This window comes from Roseateles sp. 22389 (assembly GCF_052044995.1).
Lineage (GTDB): Bacteria > Pseudomonadota > Gammaproteobacteria > Burkholderiales > Burkholderiaceae_C > Roseateles.
This window is the reverse complement of record NZ_JBQEOF010000011.1, coordinates 153,898-175,504: the sequence shown is the minus strand read 5'-3', so window position 1 is coordinate 175,504 and position 21,607 is coordinate 153,898. Positions and strand designations below refer to the sequence as shown.

13 protein-coding genes are annotated in these 21,607 nt (G+C 71.2%); 8 read left to right on the top strand and 5 right to left on the bottom strand.

Annotation, left to right across the window (positions count from 1 at the left end; translation table 11 throughout):
- The first annotated feature begins 13 nt into the window (after positions 1–13).
- The 6 genes from ACTJKJ_RS16750 to ACTJKJ_RS16725 all read left to right on the top strand — a co-directional run bounded on the left by ACTJKJ_RS16750 (position 14) and on the right by ACTJKJ_RS16725 (position 10,675).
- On the top strand, positions 14–2,293 hold the full coding sequence (locus ACTJKJ_RS16750) for a WD40/YVTN/BNR-like repeat-containing protein (RefSeq protein ID WP_440821118.1): 2,280 nt from the start codon (positions 14–16) through the stop codon (positions 2,291–2,293).
- Positions 2,290–4,854, top strand: coding sequence for a glycoside hydrolase family 95 protein (locus tag ACTJKJ_RS16745; RefSeq protein WP_440821117.1), 2,565 nt, complete (start codon positions 2,290–2,292; stop codon positions 4,852–4,854). Before ACTJKJ_RS16750 ends, ACTJKJ_RS16745 begins: the two co-directional genes overlap by 4 nt.
- A gap of 50 nt (positions 4,855–4,904) precedes the next feature.
- A complete protein-coding gene (locus ACTJKJ_RS16740; protein ID WP_440821116.1) occupies positions 4,905–6,236 on the top strand; it encodes a GDSL-type esterase/lipase family protein in 1,332 nt (443 codons plus the stop codon).
- A gap of 51 nt (positions 6,237–6,287) precedes the next feature.
- Positions 6,288–7,691, top strand: coding sequence for a GH1 family beta-glucosidase (locus ACTJKJ_RS16735; protein ID WP_440821115.1), 1,404 nt, complete (start codon positions 6,288–6,290; stop codon positions 7,689–7,691).
- 8 nt (positions 7,692–7,699) lie between these two features.
- A complete protein-coding gene (locus ACTJKJ_RS16730; protein ID WP_440821114.1) occupies positions 7,700–9,160 on the top strand; it encodes an MFS transporter in 1,461 nt (486 codons plus the stop codon).
- A gap of 132 nt (positions 9,161–9,292) precedes the next feature.
- Complete coding sequence (locus ACTJKJ_RS16725; protein ID WP_440821113.1) at positions 9,293–10,675, top strand: glycoside hydrolase family 5 protein; 1,383 nt, start codon at positions 9,293–9,295, stop codon at positions 10,673–10,675.
- Between the two features lie 118 nt (positions 10,676–10,793).
- Here the strand turns inward: ACTJKJ_RS16725 and ACTJKJ_RS16720 are convergent, their stop codons facing one another.
- A complete protein-coding gene (locus tag ACTJKJ_RS16720) occupies positions 10,794–11,354 on the bottom strand; it encodes an SAM-dependent methyltransferase (protein ID WP_440821112.1) in 561 nt (186 codons plus the stop codon).
- A 299-nt stretch (positions 11,355–11,653) separates the two neighbouring features.
- Here ACTJKJ_RS16720 and ACTJKJ_RS16715 point away from each other — a divergent pair, with 299 nt between their 5' ends.
- Together ACTJKJ_RS16715 and ACTJKJ_RS16710 are read left to right on the top strand one after the other, a co-directional pair.
- Positions 11,654–12,643 (top strand): LacI family DNA-binding transcriptional regulator, encoded by a 990-nt coding sequence (locus ACTJKJ_RS16715; protein WP_183482688.1) that lies wholly within the window; start codon positions 11,654–11,656, stop codon positions 12,641–12,643.
- A 137-nt stretch (positions 12,644–12,780) separates the two neighbouring features.
- Positions 12,781–14,040 carry a sugar MFS transporter gene (locus tag ACTJKJ_RS16710; RefSeq protein ID WP_440821111.1) on the top strand — a complete coding sequence of 420 codons (1,260 nt, stop codon included), beginning with the start codon at positions 12,781–12,783 and terminating at the stop codon, positions 14,038–14,040.
- Positions 14,041–14,043: 3 nt separating this feature from the next.
- On the opposite strand, the gene ACTJKJ_RS16705 is transcribed toward ACTJKJ_RS16710, so the two are convergent.
- The 4 genes from ACTJKJ_RS16705 to ACTJKJ_RS16690 all read right to left on the bottom strand — a co-directional run bounded on the left by ACTJKJ_RS16705 (position 14,044) and on the right by ACTJKJ_RS16690 (position 21,606).
- Complete coding sequence (locus ACTJKJ_RS16705; protein WP_440821110.1) at positions 14,044–16,368, bottom strand: GH92 family glycosyl hydrolase; 2,325 nt, start codon at positions 16,366–16,368, stop codon at positions 14,044–14,046.
- Positions 16,369–16,371: 3 nt separating this feature from the next.
- Positions 16,372–17,841, bottom strand: a complete 1,470-nt coding sequence (locus tag ACTJKJ_RS16700) for a glycoside hydrolase family 125 protein (RefSeq protein ID WP_440821109.1) — start codon at positions 17,839–17,841, stop codon at positions 16,372–16,374.
- Between the two features lie 11 nt (positions 17,842–17,852).
- Positions 17,853–20,480, bottom strand: a complete 2,628-nt coding sequence (locus ACTJKJ_RS16695; protein ID WP_440821108.1) for a glycoside hydrolase family 3 C-terminal domain-containing protein — start codon at positions 20,478–20,480, stop codon at positions 17,853–17,855.
- Positions 20,481–20,541: 61 nt separating this feature from the next.
- On the bottom strand, positions 20,542–21,606 hold the full coding sequence (locus ACTJKJ_RS16690) for a sialidase family protein (protein ID WP_440821107.1): 1,065 nt from the start codon (positions 21,604–21,606) through the stop codon (positions 20,542–20,544).
- Position 21,607: the final 1 nt, after the last annotated feature.

Here is a 21,607-nt window from a genome sequence, read left to right as displayed (position 1 = left end):
CGAGGAACCGCGCATGCAACGCCGCCGCTTCATCGCCCGCACCGCCGGCCTGGCCGCCGTCAGCGGCGCCCTGCCCGCCGTGCCCGCGCTGTCGGGCGCGCTCGCCGCGACCGCCGCCGGCGGCACCGGCGCCGTCCCCTACGACTGGCGCAGCGTGCCCTTCGGCGGCGGCGGTTTCGTCGACGGTTTCGTCTTCCATCCGCGCGAGGCCGGCCTGCTGTACTGCCGCACCGACATCGGCGGCGCCTACCGCTTCGATCCGAAGGCGCGGCGCTGGTGGCCGCTGCTGGACCACCTCGACAAGGCCGACGCCGACCTGATGGGCGTGCTGAGCGTCGCGGTCGATCCCAACGATGCCGAGCGCGTCTACCTCGCCTGCGGGCTCTACCTGGGCAAGGACGTGCGCGATGGCGCGCTGCTCGCGTCGAGCGACCGCGGCCGCACCTGGACCCAGCACGAACTGAAACTGAAGATCGGCGGCAACTCGCCCGGCCGCGGCAGCGGCGAGCGGCTGCAGGTCGACCCTTGGGTCGGCGAGGTGCTCTACCTCGGCAGCTCGCAGGACGGCCTGCTCAAGAGCACCGACCGCGGCCGCAGCTTCCAGCCGCTGGCCTTCCCGGCGAAGCATGTCTCGCTGGTGCTGATCGACCCGGCAAGCGGCGCGGCGGGCAAGGCGGCCTCGCGGCTCTACGTCGGCAGCCACGATCAACCGGGCTTGTATGTCTCCGACGATGGCGGCCGCAGCTTCGCCCGCGAGCCCGGCACGCCCGCGATGGCGCCGCAGCGCGCGGCCATCGGGCCCGATGGCGTGCTCTACGTGAGCTTCGCCGGCAGCGACGCGCCGCAGCCCGTCAATCCGAGCTACGCGTCGCGCGGCGCCGTGTGGAAGCGCGAACTGCGCGGCGGCAAGGCCGTCTGGACCGAGATCACGCCCGTCAAGCCCGGCGAAGGGCTGAAGGGCTTCGGCTACTCGGGGCTGGACGTCGACCGCCAGCGGCCCGGTCGCCTGATCGTGTCGACGATCGAGCGTTGGGGCGATGGCGACGACCTCTTCCTCAGCGAGGACGGCGGCAAGAGCTGGACCGCGATCGGCGCCCGCTCCAAGCACGACATCGAGTCCCGCCCCTGGCTCGCCAACTACAAGCGCGCGACGCGCCGCCCCGATCCGATGGGCCACTGGATCGCCGACGTGAAGCTCGATCCACAGGACGGCGGCCGCGCGGTCTACGGCACCGGCTACGGCGTGTGGATGACCGACTCGCTGGCCGCGGCGACGCGTTCTCCGGCCGGCACGGTGGCGTGGCGCTTCGAGGTCGAGAACCTCGAGGAGACCGCGACGCTGGAGATCAAGAGCCCGTCCGGCGGCGCGACGCTGCTGGCGGCGATGGGCGACGTGTCCGGCGCGGCCTGGGACGACCTGGCGAAGAACCCGTCGACCGGCCTGTTCGCGCCAAGCAACGAAACCAACCGCTCCGTCGACGCGGCCGAGCTGGAGCCGCGCGTGCTGACGCGCACCTCGGACCACGCGCCGACCGGCGGCTACGTGTCCGTCGATGGCGGCGTGAGCTGGCGCGCTTTCGGCCCCTCGCCGCGCGACGCGAAGAACGCGCAGGGCCATCGCGCGCCCACCGGGCTGGTGGCCGTCAGCGCCAAGGGCGGTTTCCTGGTGTGGGCGCCGGAGCGCCAGCCGGCGATGTGGTCCAAGGACAAGGGCCGCAGCTGGTCGCTCTGCGAGGGCTGGCCCTCGGAGCGCAGCCCGCTGCTCGCGCCGGTCGCGGACCGCGCGGTGGAAGGCGTCTTCTACCTGCTCGATCGTACGCAGGGACGCGTGCTGATGAGCGTCGATGGCGGCCAGCGTTTCCAGCCCGCCGTCAACGGCCTGCCTCAACTCGGCGACTGGCAGTACGCGCAGATGCTGTGCGCGCCGGGCCGCGGGCGCGACCTGTGGTTCGCGCTGCCCAACGGCCTCTTCCACCTGCCCGCGGCCGACCAGCCCTTGCAGCCGGTCAAGCCGGTCGCCGAGGCCTGGATGATGGCGCTGGGCAAGGCGGCCGCGGGCGCCTCCTACCACGCGATCTATGTGTGGGGCCGCGTGTCGGTCGGCGGCGCCTCGCCGGTCGAGGGGCTGTTCCGCAGCGACGACGAAGGCCGCAGCTTCATCCGCATCGGTGACGACCTGCACCGCTACGGCCGCCTGCTGTCGATGGCCGCCGATCCGCTGGAGCACGGCACCGTCTTCCTCGCGCCGCATGGACGCGGCATCGTCGTCGGCAAGCCGAGGACGGGCGCATGAACATGCACGGCCCGAGCGCCGCCCATCGGATCGCGCCGGCCACGGGCCCGCTCGCCCGGCTGCTGGTGATCGCGGCGACGACCCTCGCCGCGATCGCGGCGCCTTTGGGTGGTGTGCTGGGCGGTGCGCTGGGTGGCGTGGCAGGCGGCGCCGCGGGCGTGATGCTCCTGGGCGCGCTCGCCCCCGCCGAGGCGATGGCTTCGGAGCTTCGTCTCTTCGAGCGCGCGCCCGCGCCAGACACGCCGGAAGGCTGGGAGCGCCAGGCGCTGCCCATCGGCAACGGTCGCCTCGGCGCGATGTTGTTCGGCGGGCTGGCGCGCGACCGGATCCAGTTCAACGAGAACACCCTGTGGGTCGGCGACAGCCGCACCATGGGCGCCTACCAGCCCTTCGGCGACCTGGTGCTGACGCTGCCCGGTCACGACACCGAGCCCGCGGCAGCCAGCGGCTACCGGCGCGAGCTCGACATCGGCGACGCGCTGCACCGCGTCAGCTACACCCACGGCGGCACGCGCTTCACGCGCGAGGTCCTCGCAAGCCATCCGGCGCAGGCCATCGTGCTGCGCCTGAGCGCCGATCGCGGCGGTCAGTACAGCGGCAGCCTCGCCTTGACCGATCGCCACGGCGCGCGCGTGCTCGCGCACGGCGCCGGCACCGAGGACGGCGCCCGCCTGACCGCCACCGGCGCGCTCCCCAACGGCATGCGCTACGCGGCGCAGGCGCGCGTCATCGCCGAGGGCGGCCTGCTGCGCGTCGAGGGCGGCCGGCTGGTCTTCCAGGGCTGTGACGCCTTGACGATCGTGCTCGGCGCCGGCACCAGCTACCTGCCCGACGCGGCCAAGGCCTTCGACAGCGGCGTCGATCCGCTGCCGCGCGTCGCCGCGCAGGTGACGGCCGCGTCCGCGCAGCCCTGGACGACGCTGCGCGCGCGCCATGTCGCCGACCACCAGCGCTTCTTCGCGCGGGTCGCGCTCGACCTCGGCCGCAGCGACGACGAGCGTCGCGCGCTGCCGACCGGCGAGCGCCTGCGACGCTACACCGCCGAAGGCGGCGACCCGGAGCTGGAGGCGCTGCACGCGCAGTACGGTCGCTACCTGCTGATCGCCAGCTCGCGGGACTCGCTGCCGGCCAACCTGCAGGGCCTGTGGAACGACAGCCTCACGCCGCCGTGGAGTTCGGACTACCACACCAACATCAATGTCCAGATGAACTACTGGCCGGCGGAGACGGCCAACCTGGCGGAGATGGCGCGGCCTTTCCTCGCCTTCGTCCAGAGCCAGATCCCGATGTACCGGCGCGCGGTGGCCGAGGCCGCCGCGCTCGCGCAGGCGCGTGACGCGGCGAGCGCCAGCGGGGCGGCAAGCGCCGCCGCTTCCAGCGAGCCGATTCCCATCGGCGCCTTCGCCGGCGAGGCCCGCCCGCCCGAGGAACGCTTCCTCACCGCGCAGGGCCGTCCGGTGCGCGGCTGGACCGTGCGCACCGAGTCCAACCCGTTCGGCGGCATGGGCTACCTCTGGAACAAGACCGGCAACGCCTGGTACCTGCAGCACTTCTGGGAGCATTACGCCTTCGGCGGCGACCAGCGCACCCTGCGCGAGGTCACGCTGCCGCTGATGAAGGAAGTCGTCGCGTTCTGGGAAGACCAGCTCAAGCCGCTGCCGGACGGCCGGCTGGTCGCGCCGATGGGCTGGTCGCCGGAGCACGGCCCGGTCGAGGACGGCGTCAGCTACGACCAGCAGATCCTGTGGGACCTGTTCAACAACGCCGTGGCGGCCGCCGATGCGCTCGGCACCGAGCGCGCCTGGCGCGATCACGTCGCCGCGCTGCGCGACCGCCTCGCCGGGCCGAAGGTCGGCAGCTGGGGCCAGTTGCTCGAATGGCTGGACGAGAAGCGCGATCCCGTGCTCGACACGCCGGGCGACACCCACCGCCATGTGTCGCACCTGTTCGCGCTGTTCCCGGGGCGGCAGATCTCGCCGGCGCGCACGCCCGCGCTGGCCGCCGCGGCGCGTCGCACGCTGCAGGCGCGCGGCGATGCGGGCACCGGCTGGTCGATGGCCTGGAAGATGGCCTTCTGGGCGCGACTGGGCGATGGCGACCACGCCTACCGCATGCTGCGCGGCCTGCTGGCCACGCCGGGCGCGCGCGCCGCGCAGCAGGCCGGGCCGGGCACCGAATCCAACAACGCCGGCGGCACCTATCCCAACCTGCTCGACGCGCATCCGCCGTTCCAGATCGACGGCAACTTCGGCTACACCGCCGCGGTCATCGAGATGCTGCTGCAGTCGCATGCCGGCGAGCTCCAGCTGCTGCCCGCGCTGCCCGCGGCCTGGCCGGAAGGCCGCGTCAGCGGACTGCGCGCGCGCGGTGGCGTCGAGGTCGACCTGGCCTGGTCCAAGGGCCGGCTCAGCGCGGTCACGCTGCGCGCGCCGGCGGCCTCGGCGGATGGCTTCACCGGCACGCGGCGCGTGACCGTGCGCGCCGGCACGCACCGCACGACGCTGCAGCTCGAACCCGGTGCGACGCGCCGCCTCGACGCCCGGCTCCGGCCGGTGCGATGACCCCGATGTCCTCGATCGTTTCGCCCCTCCCGCCCCCCGACACCATGAAGTTGAGCCCGATCCTCCTGTCCGCGTCCGCCGCCCTCACCTGCGCGACCACCGGCGCGCAGGCCGCCGACGCGCCGCCCGCGCCTGCCGACGAACTGCGCGTCTTCGTCGGCCAGCCGATGAAGGGCTACCAGCTGACGATCGGCGACTTCGAGCGCAGCGCGCCGCTGACCGGCGATCGCGCCGACTCGCCCCCGGCGCCCAAGCCCGAGTCCCCGAACACCCGGATCTCGGCCCGGCGCAGCGGCAAGGACGGCGCGCGCGACGCGGTCACGATGAGCTGGCAGGACACCTGGTACGCGAGCCTGCGCGTGACCGGCGACACGCCGGTCGACCTGCGGCCCTACCTCGCCCACGGCACGCTGGAGTTCGACATCAACGTCAAGGACCTGAGCCAGGGTGGGCTCTCGTTCAAGCTGGCCTGCGGCGACGGCTGCGAGCGCAAGGTCAATTTCCTGCTGCCGGGCCGCGCGCTCGAAGGCCAGGGGTGGCAGCGGCTGTCCTTCGCGCTGTCGTGCTTCCATCGCGACGGCGACGACTTCAGCCGCGTGACGCTGCCGTTCTCGGTCGAGACCGGCGGCCGCGGCGAGCTGTCGATCGCCAACGTGCGCGTGCTGCGACGCGGCCAGCCCAACGCGGTCTGCCCGAACTACCGCACCGAGTCGGTCACGCCCTCGCCGCTGCTGCAGTCCTGGTCGCTGGACTGGTGGATGCCGCGCCACGAGCAGAAGCTGGCCGCCATCCGCGCGATGCGCGAGGCGGGCAAGAACCCGTCGGTGGTGTTCATCGGCGACTCCATCACCCAGGGCTGGGAGGATGCCGGCAAGGCGGTCTGGGCCGAGCACTACGCGCGCTACGACGCGCTGGACCTGGGCTTCGGCGGCGACCACACCGAGAACGTGCTGTGGCGCCTGCAGCATGGCGAGATCGACGGCATCGCGCCCAAGGTCACCGTGCTGATGATCGGCACCAACAACACCGGCGACCGGCAGGACGAGCCGACGGCCACGGCCGCCGGCATCCGCCGCCTGATCGACGAGATCCGCATGCGCCAGCCCGCCAGCAAGATCCTGCTGCTGGCGATCTTCCCGCGCGATCCCAAGCCCGACGGCCGCGGCCGCCGCCTCAACAACGAGATCAATGCGCTGATCCGCGGCTTCGCCGACGGCGAGGTCGTCCACTTCCTCGACATCGGCGCGGCGCTGACGAATCCCGACGGCACGCTGTCGGCCGAGGTGATGCCCGATTGGCTGCACCCCTCCGAACGCGGCTACCGCCTCTGGGCGGAAGCGATGAATCCGACGCTGCTGCGTCTCCTTGAAGTCTCCCGCTGAGCCGGCCCCGTCCGCGCCGGCCCCGATCCACCCTGACCCATGAGCAGTCCCTTGAGTTCCACCACCGCTCCCTCGCCGCTGTTCCCGCTGACGCCGCTGCCGGCCTTCGGTTACGCCTCGCCCTTCCCGGCCAGCTTCGTGTTCGGCGTCTCCGCGTCCGCGCCGCAGATCGAGGGCGCCGCCTTCGAAGGCGGCAAGGGCGAGTCCAACTGGGACCGCTTCAGCCGCCAGCCCGGCGCCGTCCATGGCGGCGACACGCTGGACGTGGCCGTGGACCACTACCACCGCTTCGACGAGGACTTCGCGCTGATGGCCTCGCTGGGCCTGAAGGACTACCGCATGTCCATCGCCTGGCCGCGCATCATTCCCGACGGCACCGGCGCGGTGAACGAGGAAGGCATCGCCTTCTACCGCCGCCTCTTCGCGAGCATGCGCAAGCACGGCATCACGCCCTGGGTCACGCTGTTCCATTGGGACCTGCCGATGGCGCTGGAGGAGCGCGGCGGCTGGACCTCGCGCGAGACCGTCGACGCCTTCGCGCGTTATGCCGAGGTCGTCGTGAAGGCCTTCGCCGATGAGGTCAAGCACTGGATCACGCTCAACGAGATCCGCTGCTTCACGATGCTGGCCTACGGCTTCGGCACCAAGGCGCCGGGCCGCCGCGAGCCGGAAGCCGTCGTCAACCAGACCTACCACCATGCGATCGTGGCCCATGGCCACGCGGTGCGCGCGGTGCGCCAGCACGGCGGCCCGGGCGCCCAGGTCGGCCTGACCGACAACTGCGACGTCAGCGTGCCGGTCAGCGAAAGCCCCGAGGACATCGCCGCCGCGACCGCCTGGTTCCGCGACCGCAATGCCCACATCCTGGGCGCGATCCACGCCGGCCACTATCCCGAGTCCTACCTGAAGCGCGTCGGCGACGCGGCGCCCAAGGTGCTGCCCGGCGACTTCGACCTGATCAGCCAGCCCACCGACTTCCTGGGCCTGAACATCTACACCGGCCACTACGTGCGCGCGGCCGACAACGACCAGGGCTACGAGCAGCTCGCGCTGCCGAAGAACTATCCGCGCGCCGATCCGCCCTGGCTGCATCTGGTGCCGCAGTCGATGTACTGGGCGCCGCGGATGGTGACCGAGCTCTACGGCCACCGCTCGATCTACATCACCGAGAACGGCTGCGGCTACGACGACGAACCGGTGACCGACGGCGAATGCCACGACCTGCACCGGCGCGACTTCGTGCGCGGCCACCTGCGCGAGCTGCATCGCGCGATCGGCGACGGCGTGCCGGTGAACGGTTATTTCCTCTGGTCCTTCATCGACAACTTCGAATGGGAGGACGGCTACCAGCGGCGCTTCGGCATCGTGCACTGCGACTACGGCACGCTGGTCCGCACGCCCAAGCTCTCGGCGCGGTATTACGCCCGCATCGTCCAGGAACGCCGCATCCTCTGAGGCCCGCCATGAGCGCCACCAGCCTGACCTCCTCCGACTCCGGCGCCACGCCGGCGCCGCACGTGATCCGTCCCGCCGACCGCGTGCCGATGCCGCAGAAGGTCGGCTACGGGCTCGGCTCGATGATCGACCTGTGGGGCCACTGGCTCTATGCGTCGCTGGCCTTCCACGTCTTCAACGTGTTCCTGGGCGTCGCGCCGGGCCTGATCTCCACGGCGCAGATGATCAAGATCTTCATCGACGCCGCGTCGGATGCGATCTTCGGCTGGATCTCCGACAACACCCGCACCCGCTACGGCCGGCGCCGGCCCTTCATCCTGGTGGGCGGCGTGCTGGCGGGCATCGGCCTGCCGCTGATGTTCGCCGTCGGCCGCGGGTGGACGGACATGCAGTACTTCATGTTCATGGTCATCTCCACCGCCATCTACGTGCCGGTGATGAGCTGCTTCAACATGCCCTGGCTGAGCCTGGGCTCGGAGATGACGCCCGACTATCACGAGCGCACCAACGTGATGTCGATCAAGAACGCGATCCAGAAGGCGCCCGAGCTGGCGATGTTCTTCGCCGCGCAGTTCACGACGCTGGCGTGGTTCCACGACGCTGACGGCAAGCCCGACATCCTGCGCGGCGCGCAGACCTACTGCGCGCTGCTGGGCGCGGTGATGGTGGCGGTGTCCATCGTGATGTTCATGACGGTGCGGGAGCGCTACTACGAGAAGCTGGTCGCGCATTCGCAGACGCACATCCCCTTCGCCGACACGCTGTGGCGCACGCTGCGCTGCCGGCCGTTCCGGCACATCCTGGGCATGATGCTGGCCTACGGCATCGGCACGGCGATGGTGTCGGCGCTGGGCTACTACGCCACCGTCTACTACGTCTGCAAGGGCGACATCGCGCTGGCGACCAAGTGGAACACCGCGATGGGCGTGGCGGGCATGGTGTTCGGCTTCCTCGGCATCCCGTTCTTCAACTACATCGCGCGGCGCCACGGCAAACGCGCGGCGCTGGCGCTGGTGCTGTCGCTGGCGATCTGCGCCTTCATCGGCGACTGGTGGCTCTACGACCCCGAGCGCCCCGCGCTGCAGCTGCTGGCCTGCGGCTTCGTCGCATTCACCGGCGCGGGCTTCTGGACGCTCTACGGCTCGACGGTGGCCGACGTCATCGACTACGACGAGCTGCAGACCGGCCAGCGCCGCGAGGGCTCGTTCGCGGCCTGCCAGTCGTGGATCTCCAAGGTCGGCATCGCGCTGGGCGTGGGCGCCTCGGGCTGGATCCTGCAGTTCACCGGCTTCGATTCGAAGCTGCCGGTGCAGAGCGAGCACGCCATCTTCATGATCCGCATCCTGCTGTCCGGCATCCCGGTGCTGGGCCTGCTGCTGGCGCTGATATCGGTGTCGCGCTTCGAGTTGACCGAGCGCGGCATGGCGGAGATCCGCGCCCGCCTGGAGGCGCAACGCGGCGCGGTCTGAAGGTCCTTTGACTGCACGCCGGCCGCGGGGCCGGCGCCCGGCTTCTCTGCTGTCTATCCAGTTTTCCAGAGTCCTCACCGGACCATGCGCGCACTGGCGCGCATGCCCATCACAACTCACGGAGACAAGACGATGAAGGCAAGAACCCTGGCCGCGCTGCTGATGGCGGCGACCGGCCTGACGAGCGGATGGGTGGCGAGCGCGCAGAGCTGCTCGCCGACGGCGATCAATCCCTACGTCAGGGTCGGCAGCGGCGCCTGGAGCAACACCTCGTCGGCGACGGTGGCCGCCGGCGGCACGCTGACGCTCGGACCGCAGCCGACCAGCGGCGGCTCGTGGTCCTGGACCGGCTGCGGCGCATCGGCCAACACGCGCGAGCTGGGCCTGACCGCGAAGGCCAGCTGCACCGCGGTGGCGACGTACACCAACAGCTGCGGCGCCAAGTCGACGCAGAACTTCGTGCTCACCGTGCCGGGCATGCGCGACCTGACCAGCCTGCAGCTGTCCAAGCTGATGGGCGCGGGCTGGAACCTGGGCAACTCGCTGGAGGCCATCGGCGGCGAGACCGCGTGGGGCAACCCGGCGGTGACGCAGTCGATGTTCAACGCGGTGAAGGCGGCCGGCTTCAAGACGGTGCGGATCCCCGTGTCCTGGAAGCAGTACGCCGATGCCAACGACAACATCAGCGCGACCTGGATGGCGCGCGTGACGCAGGTCGTCAACTACGCGCGCAACGCCGGCCTGTACACGATGATCAACATCCACTGGGACGGCGGCTGGATGCAGCCGACCTACGCCCAGCAGTCGGCGGTCAATGCGCGCATCACCAAGTTCTGGACGCAGATCGCCAACAACTTCAAGGGCTACGACGACACGCTGCTGTTCGCGGGCACCAACGAGGTGATGGTCGACGGCGACTACGGCACGCCGACGGTCGAGTACTACACGGTGCAGAACAGCTTCAACCAGACCTTCGTGAACGCGGTGCGCGCGACCGGCGGCAACAACCTGGCGCGCCACCTGATCGTGCAGGGCTTCAACACCAACATCGACCACACGGTGAATTTCGCGACGATGCCGAGTGACTCGGTGGGCCGCCGGCTGATGATGGAAGTGCACTTCTACGACCCCTACAACTTCACGTTGAACCAGAACAGCAGCATCTGGCAATGGGGCGCGGGCGCGACCAGCGCGGCCAACACGGAGACCTGGGCGAACGAGGCCTACATCGACGGCCAGTTCCAGAAGATGAAGACGCGCTTCGTCGACCAGGGCATCCCGGTGATCCTGGGCGAGTTCGGCGCCATCCGCCGCACCGAGTACGCCGGCGCGGAGACGTATCGCACGGCGTGGGACCGCTACGTGGCGCGCGCGGCGTGGACGCGTGGCGCGGTGCCGGTCTACTGGGACGCGGGTTATCCGAACGACAACCACAGCATGGGCCTGTTCGACCGCAACACCGGCGCGGTGGTCTATCCGTCGATCGTGAGCGGCATCGTCGACGCGGCGAAGTAAGGGCGGGAACGGCGGCGCGTCCTGAGCGACGCGCCGCTTCCCGCAGCCGCGGCTGACACCAGCGCTCCGGACGCTGCCCTCGTACCCAGCCGGGCTCACACGTCGGGCGAGCGCCCAGTCAACGCCGGGGCTTCGCGGCGAACCAGCGACGCGCGTCGTCGAGGGCCACCGGCGCGTCGAATCCGTGATCGCGCAGCAGCGCCGCGATCGCCGCTTCGTCGAGCGGCACCAACGCGAAGGCATGCGTCCAGGCGTCATCGCCCATGACGTAGCGCAGCGTCATGCGGACTTGCTCGATCCCGTCGACGGTGGCGCGCGCCAATGCGGTCACGTCGATCGACAACTCGCTCGATCGGCTCAGCGGTCCGAGGGCGGCGATGCGCAGCCAGTGGGCGTCCTGGCATTGAAGGATCAATTGACCGTGCGGCGCGACATGCCGGCTGGCCGCGGCGACAAAGGCGCGCCGGACGGCGGCATCGGCGTGATTGACGAGGTCGCTGGGCAGGAGCACGACGTCGAAGCGCTCGCCGAGATCGAGCCGCTCGATGTCGGCGTGAATGCGGCGCACGCGGTCGGAGATGTGGGCCAGCATCTCCGCGGAGTTGTCGACCCCGGTCACGGTGCAACCGAAGTGGTCTTCGACTGCGGCCACCACATCGCGGAGGAACAGCCGGAGCAACTTGCTCGCGCCATCCTGGGTTTCGCGGAGGGCCTGGGAGACGCGGCATCGCGAAGCTAGCCGCAGGTCATCCCTCGAGTTCGGCCGAGGCCGGGACTGGCTCCGCGCCCCTCCCGGTTCCGTTTAGACGCGCCGGACTTGTTTAGTAAATCCAGATAAAGACAGCGCGGGACAACCGTTCCGATTGACCCTCGCGGCAGGGCCGATCTATAACGAAACCCCGATGACAGAACGACTGGCGGGCAAGCTCGTCTTAGAGATCGTTTTTCACGAGGTGTTTAGTAAATGTTCACGCGTCCATGAGCCAAGTCACGATCCGAGACATCGCGCAGGCGACCGGTCTGTCGTCCGGCACCATTTCGCGCGCGCTCAAGAACCAGGCGGGCATGACCGATGCCACCCGCCTCAAGGTCCAGGACGCCGCCCAGCGGATGGGCTACGACTTCTCCCAGCTGCGCAAGGTGCGCATCCGGCGCATCGCCTTCCTGCTGCACAGCCAGCACAACACGCTGGCCTCCAGCCCCTTCTTCTCGCCGGTCCTGCATGGCGCCGAGGAAGCCTGCCGGCGCGAGGGCATCGCCCTGTCCTTCAACGTGGTCGGTCCCGCCGCGCCGGTGATGGAGCAGATCCGGCTGCATCAGCCTGACGCGCTGCTGTGCGCCGGCTTCTTCGAGCCCGAGGTGCTCGCCGCGCTGAAGCAGACCGGCAAGCCCATGGTGCTGATCGACATGCAGCAGCGGGGCTTCACCTCGGTCAATCCGGACAACGCGATGGGCGGCTACCTCGCCACCCGGCATCTGCTGCGCAGTGGCCGGCGGCGCATCGCGATGCTGTCCGGGTCGCTGGCGCACTTCAGCATCGAGCAGCGCAACCGCGGCTTCCGTCGTGCGCTCTTCGAGTCCAGGACGCTGGCCGATCCCGACCTCGAGGTCATCGTTCCTCAACTGGGCGACGGCGACAGCGGCGTCGTCGAGGCGATGCAGCGCCTGCTCAGCCTGCCCAAGCCGCCCGACGCCGTGCTTTGCTACAACGACAGCACGGCCCTCGTGGCGATGGCGCATTGCCGCGGCCAGGGCATCAAGGTGCCGCAGGACATCGCCATCGTCGGCTTCGACGACATCAGCGGCGCCGCCACCAGCGTGCCGCCGCTCAGCACGCTGCGGGTGGACAAGGAGGCGCTCGGCGCCGCCGGCGTCGACCTGCTGCTGCGGCTCAAGCCCGAGGACCCCATCGAGGAACTCGTCCTGCCGGTCGACCTGGTCGTGCGTGAAAGCAGCTGCGACGACTAGCGCCCCTGCCCCCGCGTCCCCCGAGCCACTGCGGGCCGGCATCGCGGCGTGACACCGCAGGGCCTTGCCCCCCTGACGCATTGACGCCGTGACGCAGCGAAGGCGTCACGGCGATCCCATCACGAGACGGAGACAACATGGAACACGTATCCCCCCGCCCCGCCGCGGCCGCATCGGGCGCGGCCGCCGGCCCCGCCACCAATGACAGCGGCCACAGCGGCGCGCTGGTCATCGTCACGGTGCTGTTCTTCATGTGGGGGCTGATCACCTCGCTGAACGACATCCTCATCCCCCACCTCAAGGCCATCTACACGCTCAGCTACGTGCAGGCGATGATGGTGCAGTTCTGCTTCTTCGGCGCCTACTTCATCGTGTCCCTGCCCGCGGGCGCGCTGATCCGGCGCCTGGGTTACCAGCGGGGCGCGGTGGCGGGCCTGCTGATCGCGGCCGTGGGCTGCGCGCTGTTCTACCCGGCCTCCTTCGGCGGCTACGGCCTGTTCCTGCTGGCCTTCTTCGTGCTGGCCTCGGGCATCACGGTCCTGCAGGTCGCCGCCAATCCGTACGTGACCGTGCTCGGTCCGGCCCGCACGGCCTCGAGCCGCCTCAACCTCACCCAGGCCTTCAACTCGCTGGGCACCACCATCGGTCCCGCCGCCGGCGGTGTGCTGATCCTGTCCATCTCCGGCGCCGCCGCCGGTGCGGCATCCACCGTGCGCGGCCCCTATCTCGCGCTGGCCGCCGCGCTCGCGCTGCTCGCGCTGTTCTTCCTGAAGGCCAGGCTGCCGCGCATCGAAGACGGCGAGGACCTCGCCCTGGACGGCGAAGGCCACGGCTCGGCCTGGGCGCACCGCCATCTGGTGCTGGGCGCGATCGGCATCTTCCTGTACGTCGGCGCGGAGGTGAGCATCGGCAGCTTCCTCATCAACTTCCTGGGCGAAGGCAACATCGCCGGCCTGGCGCATGCCGACGCGGCGCGCTACGTCAGCCTGTACTGGGCCGGCGCCATGGTCGGACGCTTCATCGGCTTCGTCGTGATGCGCTCGGTGAGCCCGGGCCGGACACTGGCCTTCAACGCCCTGGTGGCGATCGCGCTGGTGCTGACCGCCACCTTCGGCCACGGCAGCGTGGCGATGTGGGCCATCCTGGCCGTGGGCCTGTGCAACTCCATCATGTTCCCCACCGTCTTCAGCATGGCCATCCACGGCCTGGGCCGGCACACCGGCCAGGGCTCCGGCATCCTGTGCATGGCCATCGTCGGCGGCGCCATCGTGCCCTTCGCGCAGGGCGCGCTGGCCGACCGCCTGGGCGTGCAGCTGTCCTTCCTGCTGCCCGCCGCCTGCTATGCGTTCATCCTCTACTTCGGGGCGCGCTACGCCTCGATGTATGTGAAGCAGTGAAGCTCAGACGGCCGCGGGCGGCCGCGAGGCCGGCGCCGCGCCGAAGCCGGGATTCGGCGCGGCGCCCATCGTGAACACCAGCTGGCCGCCCTGCATCAGGGCGGCGTGGTCGATCCAGCTGCGCGTGTGCGGCTGTCCCCGCCAGGTCACCGACTGCACGTAGATCCGGTCCGGGCCGTTGCCGCGCGCCTCGATCTCCAGCGTCCTGCCGCCCGGCAATGCGAGCTCGGCCCGCTCCACCAGTGGACTGCCGAAGACATAACGCGCGCTGACCGGATCCACCGGGTACAGCCCCAGCGCGCTGAGCACCAGCCAGGCCGACATCTGCCCGCAGTCCTCATTGCCGGACAGGCCGTCGGGCCGGTCGCTGTAGAGCGTGTCCATGATCTGCCGCACGCGCGCCTGCGTCTTCCAGGGCTGGCCAGCGTAGGCGTAGAGATAGGCGATGTGGTGGCTGGGCTCGTTGCCATGGGCGTACTGGCCGATCAGCCCCGAGATGTCGGGCGGAGCGCCCGGCAGTTGCTCGGAGCTCGTGGTGAACAGCGCATCGAGCTGGGCGACGAAGGCCGCCTCGCCGCCGAAGAGCTCCATGTAGCCGGCCACGTCGTGCTGGTTGAGGAAGGTGGCCTGCCAGGCATTGGACTCGGTGAAGTCGCGCCAGCGATCCGAATGGCCCAGCGCCCGCGGATCGAAGGGCTCGGCCCAGCGGCCGTCGGCCAGGCGAGGCCGCACGAAACGAAGCGCCGGATCGAAGACATGGCGATAGTTCAGCGAGCGCTGGCGCAGCAACGCCGCGTCCGCCTCGGCGCCGACGCCCCGCGCGAGGCGGGCCAGCGCCCAGTCGTCGTAGGCGTACTCGAGGGTCTTGCTGGCCGCCTCCTCCTCGCGGTCGGACGGGATGAAACCCAACCGGCGGTAATCGGGCAGACCGCGGTACGCGTCGTCCATCGCGCGCTGGCGCCACAGCGGCCAGGCGCGCTGGAAGTCGATGCCGGCGAAGCCCTTGGCCTGGGCCTCGGCCAGCACCACCGCCGAGTGGTAGCCGATCATGCAGCCGGTCTCGCGGCCGTGCAGCGGCCACACCGGCACGCCTTGATCGCTCTGCTCCGCCATGCGGATGAGGCTGTTGACCAGGTCCGGCACGCGCTCCGGCGTGAGCATCGTCAGCAGCGGATGCAGGCTACGGTAGGTGTCCCACAGCGAGTACTGCGTGTAGTTGCGCTCGCCGGGCGACAGCTGATGCACGCGCAGGTCCATGCCGCGGTACTGGCCGTCCACGTCGCTGAACAGGGTCGGCGCGAGCAGGGAGTGATACAGCGCGGTGTAGAGCATGCGCTGATGCCGCTCGTCGAAGGTCCGCAGCCGCAGCGCGGCGAGCTCACGCTCCCAGGCCGCGCTGGCCGACGCGCGCACCTGCTCGAAGTCCCAGCCGGGCAGCTCCTCGCGCAGATTGCGCAGCGCGCCCTCCGCGCTGACGTAGGAGATGCCGCACTTGACCAGCAGCGGCTCGCCCGTCTCCGAGCGCCAGTGCAGCGCCGCCAGCAGCTGCGTGCCGCGCGAGACACGCGTCGCCGCGCCGTCCGCGCCGTTGCCGTTGAACACCTCGAAGCGCTCGAAGGGACGCGAGAACTGCATCGCGAAGTAGACCTGCCGGCCCTGCGCCCACTGGTCGACCGCGCGGCCGCCGAGCAGCATGTCGTCGCCGACCACCTCCAGCTCGGCCCAGGGCACGCGCGTGGGAACGCCCGGCTTGTCCTGCATGCCATGACGCAGGTCCACCATCAGATGGCTGCGCGTGTGCTGGCCGAAGCGGTAGCGATGCAGACCGACGCGCTCGGTGGCGGTGAGCTCGACAGTGACATCGCGATCGCGCAGCGCGACGCGGTAGAAGCCGGGCTCGGCGGACTGGTCCTGATGCGTGAACGGCGCGCGCCAGCCCAGCTCCGGATTGCCGGGCGGTCCGGGCTGCCGCCGCACCTCGCCGACGCAGGGCATCACCAGCACGTCCAGCAGGTCACCGATGCCGGTGCCGCTGAGGTGCGTGTGGGAGAAGCCCATGATCGAGCGGTCCTTGTCGTGGTAGCCCGAGCAGGCGTCCCAGTCCGCGTTGTAGGTGTCGGGCCCCAGCTGCACCATGCCGAAGGGCCGCGTGGCGGCCGGCGTGGTGTGGCCGTGATCGCCGGTGCCGATGAACACGTCGACGTGGCGGGTGAGGCGCTCGTCCGCAGGAACGCCCGGGGACAGGGCCTGGCGCGCGGGGCCGGCGCAGCCGGTCAGCGGCAGGCCGGTGGCGAGCGCCATCTTGAGCAGGTCGCGGCGTGAGGTCATGGATCAGCTCGATTGCAGCAGCGCGGGCCGATGCCGCGCCAGGTTCAGGATCAGTTCGCCGAACAGGCCGTTGGCCCAGGCAAACCAGGGGCGGGTGAAATGCGCGGCGTCGTCCTGGTCGAAGGCCTCGTGCATGAAGCCGGTGCCCGCATGGCTGGCCTGGAGCCAGCGCAGGCACTGGCGGACCTCCGCGTCGCCCGCGGCCGTGGCGGGCGCGGTCAGCGCCTTCATGGTGAGGGACATCGGCCAGATCATGCGCAGGCCCTCGTGCGGCCCGCCGGTGCCCTCGGCCACGCGGCCGCGGAAGAAGTACGGGTTGTCCGGGCTCCAGGCGCGCGCGCGCGTGCGGCGGTAGAGCGCGTCGTCGACCGCGCAGACGCCCAGGTAGGGCAGGCTCAGCAGGCTGGGCGCGTTGGCGTCGTCCATGAAGAACTGGTTGCCGAAGCCGTCGACCTCATAAGCCCAGACCTCGCCCGCCGGCGTGCGCAGCCGCGCGTGACGGCGCAGCGCGGCCGCGACCTCGTCGGCCAGGGCCTTGGCCTCGCTCGCCAGCGCGGCGTCGTGCAGCACTGCGTCCGCCATCGCCGCGAGCTGGCGCAGCGACACGACGGCGAACAGGTTGGCCGGCACCAGGAACGGGAAGACGCAGGCGTCGTCCGACGGCCGGAACATCGAATGGATCAGCCCCACCGGCCGGCCCGGATGGCCATAGCCATCGAGGACCAGGGTCTCGGTGGCCGCCTCGGCCTTGCGCTGAAAGCGGTAGGGACCGGGGCCGGTCTTGCGCTGCTGCTCGCGCATCGTGCGCAGCACTGCGCGCATCGCCTCGGCCCATTGCACGTCGAAGGGCGCGGTGTCGCCGGTGGCGCGCCAATAGCCATGGGCCAGGCGGATGGGCCAGCACAGCGAGTCCAGCTCCCACTTGCGCTCGGACACGCCGGGCCGCATCTCGGTCAGGTCGCCGATGGCCCACTTGAGCTGCGTGCGGGCCTGGGGGTCCTCGAGGAAGGCATTGGCGTAGGGATCGATCAGCAGGCAGCGCGCGTGGCGATGGATGACGCCTCGGATCAGCCGCCGCAGCGCGCCGTCCTCACGCGCGAAGGGCAGGTAGGGCCAGACCTGGGCCGACGAGTCTCGCAGCCACATCGCATCGATGTCGCCAGTGATGACGAAGGTGTCGGGCTTACCGTCGACGGTGCCCTCGGTCACCGTGGTGTCCAGCGTGTTGGGCAGGCAGTTGCCGAACATCCAGGCCAGCTCCGGATCGCCGATGCGGCGCTGCAGATCCGCGATGGCGGCGTCGACAGCAGGGCTGATGAAGCGGCGCTGAGCGGGCGGAGGCCGCGAGCTGGCGAAGCGCGCATCCGGACCAGGAGGACGATCGGCCGCCAGCGCGCGGGCCATGCCCAGCCCGCTCAGTCCACCCGCCAGTCCCAGCCCGAGCAGCGCGCGCCGCGCCGGCGAATCGATCATGCCGCCCCCCTTCATCGCGGCAGCTCCTGGCGGCCCTGGATCTCGAAGCTGGCGCGCAGCACCTCGGCATGGCCGGGCTGGCCGCCGCCCACCGCGAGGCGGTAGCGGCCCGGCAGCACCGCGCGCACGCCCGACGCGTCGACCTGGCTGAGCGCGCGGGCATCGAGCTCGAATCGCAGCGTTCGGCGCTCGCCAGCCTTCAGCGGCACGCGCTGGAAGGCCACCAGCGCGTGCGCCGGCGCCACGGCCAGCGGCGTCTCGGGCTCGAGGTAGACCTGCGTCACCTCGTCGCCATCGCGATCGCCGGCGTTGGCCACCTCGACCTCGACCGTGAGCGCCTGTCCCGCGTTCAGCACCGCGCTCGACACGCGCGGCGCCTGGTAGGCGAACCGGGTGTAACTCAGCCCATGCCCGAAGGCCCACAGCGGCGAGCCCTTGAAGTAGCGATAGGTGCGGCCCTGCATGCCGTAGTCGGCGAAGGGCGGCAGGTCCTGCGCCGAGCGGTAGAAGGTCACCGGCAGCCGCCCTGCCGGGTTGTTGATCCCCAGCAGCGTCTCCGCGATCGCCTGCCCGCCGGCCTCGCCCGGATACCAGGCGACCAGCACCGCATCCGCGTGCTCGGCGGCCCAGCGCAGCGCCACCGCGCTGCCCGACTGCAGCACCACCACCAGCGGCTTGCCGGTCGCCTGCACCGCCTGGAGCAGACGCTCCTGCGCCGCCGGCAGGTCCAGCGAGCTGCGGTCCCCGCCATCGAATCCAGGCACCTCCAGCTGCAGCTGCTCGCCTTCCAGATCGGGCGACAGGCCGACGAAGGCCACGATGGCATCGGCCTGGCGCGCGGCCGCCACCGCCTGCGCCAGTTGCGCATCGGCGGGCGCCTGCCATCGCAGCGACAGGCCCTGGTCCTCGCCTGTATGCAGCCATTCCACGCGCAAGGTCCGCGGGCGATGGTCCGTGACCTTGATGGTGGCGGGGGCCTGGTCGCCGTCGCCGTCCTGCAGCAGCTTGCCGTCGAGATAGAGGCGGACGCGGTCATGGCCGTCGCAATCGAAGCAGCGCTCCACGCGCAGGCCCAGCCGGTACTCGCCGGGTGCCGGCGGCAGGAACTGCCCCGACCAGCGCACCGAGTACCCGCGCGGCGGCAGGCCCGCCGCGGGCGGCGCCCGGTTGAAGTCGAGATTCAATGTGGCATCGTCGCTGGCTGCGACGGGGAGGCCGGCGAGGGTCGCGTTGGCGAAGACCTCGCGGCGCAGGCCGGGCCGGCCCTGCGGCGTGCGCAGCGCCGCCTGCGGCACGGCCACCGGCACGCCTTCGGCCAGCGCGGAGCCCTGAGCGGCGACCACGCGCGAGGGCCCGAGCGCCTGGCGCAGACCGGCCAGCGGCGTGACCGGATCGGCCGCCACGCCGTGGTAGTTGGCGTGCAGGTCCTCGAGCAGCTCGGCGGTCGGACCAACGACGGCCACGCGGCCGCGCGGCGACAGCGGCAGCACGCCGTTGTTCTTCAACAGGACCATCGACTCGCGCGCGGCGCGCAACGCCAGCGCGCGACCCGCGGCCCAGTCGATGGACGGCGCGGCGCTCGCGGGCGAGAACAGGCCCAGCCGCAGGCGGGCCTCGAAGAGCCGCTGCAGCGCGCGATCCAGGTCGGCCTCGCTGACGCGGCCGCTCGCCACCGCGCGGCCCAGCGCGGCGAAGCTGCGGCCGCAGTTCAGGTCGGTGCCCGCCTGCAGCGCGCGCGCCGAGGCCTCCGCGTCATCGGGCGTGGTCTTGTGGAAGAGCGTCATGTCCTCGACCGCGTCGCAGTCGGTCACGACGAAGCCCTGGAAGCCCCAGTCCCGGCGCAGCCGGTCCTGCAGCAGCGCCGTGTTCGCGCAGGCGGGCGTGCCGTCCAGCGCGTTGTAGGCGCACATGACCGAGCCGGCGTGCGCCTGCGTCACCGTGGCCCGGAAGGCCGGCAGATAGCTGTCCTCCAGGTCGTGGGCGGACGGGTTGACGTTGAAGGCGTGGCGATCCTTCTCCGGCCCGCTGTGCACGGCGAAATGCTTGGGCGTGGCGATCACCAGCGGGCGGCGCTCGTCGGGGCCTTGCAGCCCTTGCACGAAAGCCACGCCCAGGCGCGCGGTGAGGACCGGATCCTCGCCATAGGTCTCCTGCCCGCGGCCCCAGCGCGGATCGCGGAACAGGTTGATGTTGGGCGACCAGATCGTCAGGCCGCCATAGCGGGCGGAGTCGCGCGACACGCCCGGCGGCGGCGGCGCGGTCTTGGCCCGCGCCTGCGCGGCGATCACGCCGCCCACCGCGTGCAGCAGCGGCGCGTCCCAGCTCGCGGCGAGGCCGATGGCCTGCGGGAAGACGGTGGCCCGGCCGTTGCGCGCCAGGCCATGCAGGCCTTCGCTCCACCAGCCATAGGCCGGCACGCCCAGACGCTCGATGGCGGGCGCGCCGTCCTGCAGCTGGGCGATCTTCTCGGCCAGGCTGAGCCGGCTCACCAGATCGGCGGCGCGCTCGGCGTCGCCCAGGCGGGCGTCGAGATAGGGCGGCACCGTCGGCGATGTCCGCGCTGACGGCGCCGGCTCGGCGGCCGTTGCCATCGATGCCGGCAGCAAGGCCGCGAAACACAGCCACGGCATCACGTGCATGCCGTGCCCCCCGCAGCGCTTCGGCGCCGCCGGTGAAAGGGAAAGCGCGCGCCTGACGGCGTCAGCCCAGGCGGCGCGGGTCCAGTTGCACATGCCGGATGTGGCTCCGTTTGTAGGTGTAGGTGAGATGCACGAGGCCATCGCGTGTCTGGATGGCAGCGGGATAGGAGAACTCCTGGCCGGGCTCGTCCTCCAGCGTCGCGACGGTGCGCCACGTGTGTCCGCCGTCGCCGGACAGCGCCAGGTCCAGCCGGTCGCGGCCGACCCACCAGTCGTTTCCCTGCTCGCGCGGGTTGAAGACCATCAGGATGCGGCCATCGGCCAGGCCCAGGGCCTCGATGCCGGCATTGGGATTGGGCAACGAGGTCAGCGCAGCGGCCGACCAGCTGCGCCCGCCATCGCGCGAGCGCGTGACGGCGATGCGGTTCGCCCGGGTGCGCGCGAAGGCCAGCACGCTGCCATCGGGCCGAACGACCAGGCTGGGCTGGATCAGCCCGTAGCCCTTCGGATCGGCCACCGGCACGTTGGGCAGCCAGCTCCGGCCCAGGTCCCGGCTGCGCTCCATGTGCAGGCGCCAGCGGCCCGTTTCGTCCTCGGTGCTGGACGGGCACAGCAGCGTGCCGTCCGCGAGCATCAGCGGCTTGCTGCGGATCGGGCCCAGCACGCCGTCAGGCAGCCGGCGCGGCGACGACCAGTGGTCGCCGCCATCGTCCGAGGTGATCAGCTCGCCCCACCACTGCCGTGGATCGGGGCCGACCTTGTAGAAGAGCAGCAGCTTGCCGCCGCGGGCGGCATCGGCCTGGAACAGGACGGGGTTCCAGGTGGGCAGCGGGCTACCGTCCGGCTGAACGCCGTCCGCGACCGCGCGAGGCGGACTCCAGGCGCCGGCCCGCAGGCGCGAGCACCAGATGCGCACATCGGGCGCGCGCTCCGCGGTGCCGCCGAACCAGGCGGCCATCAGGCTGCCGTCCGGCAGTTCCACGAGCGTGGACGCATGCACCTGCGGCGTGGCCGGTTGGTCGTCGATGAAGCGTTTGTGGAGCTCGAGCTCCGCGCTCCAGGCGCGCGGCCCGGCCGCGCCCGCCAGCGCCGCGCCCAGCAGCTGCCTTCGGGACAGACCGGGCACC